Source organism: Paraburkholderia sp. RL18-085-BIA-A (assembly GCF_046027075.1).
Taxonomy (GTDB): domain Bacteria; phylum Pseudomonadota; class Gammaproteobacteria; order Burkholderiales; family Burkholderiaceae; genus Paraburkholderia.
In genome coordinates, this window is the sequence record NZ_JARESU010000330.1 from 1 (window position 1) to 3,060 (window position 3,060).

At 61.1% G+C, this 3,060-nt stretch carries 1 protein-coding gene; it reads right to left on the reverse strand.

All coding sequences use genetic code 11. The features are described from left to right. Window positions 1-64: 64 nt before the first annotated feature. Entirely contained in the window at window positions 65-2,854 is a 2,790-nt protein-coding gene (locus P0D89_RS51920) for a bifunctional YncE family protein/alkaline phosphatase family protein (protein ID WP_408370798.1), read from the reverse strand. Window positions 2,855-3,060 lie beyond the last annotated feature (206 nt).

The window sequence follows — 3,060 nt, forward strand, 5'->3', positions numbered from 1 at the left end:
ATCTCGCGCATCAGGCAATGCAAGCCCGCCCGATGCACTCGAACCGGACCACGCGACGACCTGCTTAATCGTCGTCGTCGTCGACAGCAGCAACTGTCTTCGAGCCATCGGCTGCGACCTTCGAGTAAATCGAGTGCGGGACGGGATACGGCTTGTCACCCATCACGCCCTTCCACTGCACGCGATTGAACAGATCCGGCGGAATACGATCTTCCTTGGAGAAGTCAAAGTCCTTCGTCGCATTCGCCCAGTACGTCGCGTCATGTAGCGGATGAATGTCCTCACCTTGGGCAAACTGGTTGCCGTCGGTGCCGCTCGCCACGTTGCCCACGTTCGTGCTCTTCAGAATCGTCGAAGCAACGGCCGTGTAGGTCCACGAACCGTCCGACTTCGTGTCGAAGAGGTCGGCCATCGGACGCGCGTACGCCGTGTTCAGGTCGATATGCTGGGTACCGAGCACGTCTTCCATGGTACGGAGCGCGTTGACCTGGCTGTAGGCGGTGCTGACGACGGCGTGCTTCTTCACATACGCGCCGACGACGTAAGCGGGCGAACGGTGCGAGTCAACGTGATCGGAACCGGCTTGCGAGTCATCCTCGACCACCACGATCAGCGTGTCCTGCGCATACGGGCTGTGCGCGACGGTTTCGACCAGCTTGCCAACTGCGAAGTCGTTGTCGGCTTCTTCCTGCTCAGCCGAACCCATCTGGCCGACGTTCTGGGCAAAACTGCCGGTGTGGTCGGAGCCCATGCGGACCATTTCAAACGACGGGAGCTGGCCGTTCGCGACGTACTGCTGGAACTCGCGGTTCCATTCGAGTTCGCGGAAGGTGTCGGGATAGGCCTGGTCGAAGCCGCGGTAGTACTGGTCCGTCAGGTTGGCGAGCGAAGGCTTGAGCGGGTGAGCCTGGACGATGCCGGCACCGGCCGGATTGAGCAGCGGGTTGGCGATCGTGCCGATCGAGCCAACGTTGTTGACCATGCCGCCGTAGTTGCGGACCGCACCGCCGGCTTGCAGCACCGCGTCGTAGATGCTCGCTTTCTGATAGCCGAACGGCGCATCCGGCACCGTCACGTCGGCGCTGCCCGGCAGCGCGTTGGCCGCGCCGCCCGGCAGCGACGACGTGGCGCTCGTGAAGCTGCCATTCGTGGCGAAGTCGCGCATGGCGGTGGTGGGGAGGCCAACCGGCAGACCGCGGTTGGAGCCTTCGGATTCATACGCCATGCCGCGGTTGACGGCAGCGTAGTTCTCCTGCTGCGAAACTTCCTCGGTCGGCGTGACGTGTGCGTGCTGCACCCACGACCAGCCGTCCATCGAACCGTCGCCGGGATCAGCGAAGTTGTCGAGCGTGACGAAGTTGCTGGAGATGTTGTGGAAGTTCGGCGTGGTGGCCTTGCCGTACATCGTCAGCGTCGGATCGCCGTTCGAGCCGTTGCCGAGGTCGCCGAGGATCTGGTCGAACGTGCGGTTTTCCTTCACGACGTAGATAACGTGCCTGATGCGAGCGCGCAAGAAGTTCATCGTCTCGCGATCGCTATCCGACTCCCTCGTCGAGTAGTGGTTATTTTCGTCCACCTGGGTGGTCAGCTGGTCAAGCACATCGCCGGTCGGGACCGGGGCGCTGACGAGGCTGCTCTGTTCCAGGCCGAACTGGTACTGGGCCAAGTTACCCGAGGTGTAGAGGGGGTTCGGGCCCGTGACCGACTTGCCGTTGATGAGGTACATCTGCGAGCCATCGGCGCTCAGCGTGATGTCCTTCGGCGCATAGGCGGTCGGGATCAGACCGTTGACATGGTAGCCGTTCTCGCCAGTGAGCGAGATCACAGCGATCGAGTTGTCACCGTTGTTGACCGCATACAGGGTCTTGCCGTCCTTCGAAACGGTCACGTTGACCGTATCGCGGCCGCTGTATTTCTTGTTGTTGCCGCTGCCCTGGTCGTTGCCGTCGCCATTCTGGCTGGCGATGTCGATCGTTTTCTCAACCTTGTGGCTGGCGGTATCGATGACGGCGACCTGGTCGGCGTTCGATACGGCGACGTAGAGCTTCGACTGATCAGGCGAGAAGGCCATGCCGTATGCATTGCCCTTCACCGGGATGCGCGTGATGAACTGCGGCGCGGCCGGGTTCGCCAGGTTCAGCACCACGACTTCACGGTCACGCACCGACGAGATGAACGCGGTGCCGTCGGCCTTCAGCGAAACCGCCCACGGGTATTCGCCACCGGGGACGCCCTGCTGGCCCGACGTGTTGAACGGACGCAGGTCGTATTCGGACACGAGCGTGTTCGAGCCCGTATCGATGATGGAGATCGAATCGTTGTAGTTGTTGGCAACGACCAGGTTCCGGCCGTCAGCGGAGACAGCCAGACCGCCGGCGTTCGGCTTGACGCCCGAACCGATACCCGTCGTGTGGTTCAGTGCGATGGCCGCGGTCTGGGACCATTGGGCCGACGGGGCAGCCGAAGCGCGTTTATACGCATAGACCGTGTCGTCGGCGCCGCCGGTGCCGTACAGGGTCTGGTTGCCGTTCCAGGCGAGACCGTCGAACGCGTTGTTCTGGTGAATGGCTTGCACCAGCCTCGGGTTGGCCTTGTTCGCGCCCGACACGTCGTAGATGAAGATGTACTGGGTCGAGTCAGCCTTGTCCAGCGTGCTGTTGTTGGCGCCCGTGTAGACGGTGTTGTAGCCAGCGGTGATCACGGCCAGCGTGTTGCCGTCCGGGCTGAGCTGCGACTTGATGGCACCGCTGACCACCTGGGTCGACTTGGCCGAAAGCTGCGGATTCAGCAACTGCTGGACGGCGCCCGGAATGGCTCTCGGGGAGATGAACTGGCCGGTCGGCAACAGTTCCATGCTGCTTTGAGGTGCTGCGCCTGCTTGAAGGGATGGGAAGAGTATAGAGCCAGTCAGTAATCCTAATGTAATGCCAGACTGAATCGGATTGCATTTTTTCATTTTATATCTCCAGAAGACAAACAGAATTGAAATCTCTACTCCTGAACTGAACTGAACTTCTCAGATCTGTTTTGTTACCCCTGATCTAGTATTGGAGCTGCTTG